At 72.3% G+C, this 347-nt stretch carries 1 protein-coding gene; it reads left to right on the forward strand.

The window, feature by feature from the left end; genetic code table 11:
- Positions 1–271 (forward strand): hypothetical protein (locus tag H928_RS32915; protein ID WP_043340619.1); only part of this gene is annotated, 271 nt, incomplete at its 5' end.
- Positions 272–347: the final 76 nt, after the last annotated feature.

Here is a 347-nt window from a genome sequence, read left to right on the forward strand (position 1 = left end):
CGAGGCGGCCTTGGCACAGGCCCAACGCAGCCAAGACGGGTGGCCTGCCTTGCTGGTGGTGGATGCGGCGTATGCAACGCCAGCAGCGGTCCGTGCCTTGCTGGCCTGCGGGCCCAAGGCGCCGGGCGTAGTCTGGCTCAGCACGGATGCGGACAGCCAAGATGCCGCCAGCCAGCAGGCCAGTGCGCTGGGTTGGGGGGTGCTGACGCAGCCCGCGCGGCCGGCGGCGCTGCGCGCGTTGGTCGGCCAGCTTCTGCTAAGGCAGCGCTGAGTCGTCCGTGGGCAAGCCGCCATCGGCCTCCAGGTTGCGCACCAGCACGGCAACCTGGGTGCGGCTGGGGCAGGCC

This window comes from Comamonas sp. B-9 (assembly GCF_000410635.1).
GTDB lineage: Bacteria > Pseudomonadota > Gammaproteobacteria > Burkholderiales > Burkholderiaceae_C > Comamonas.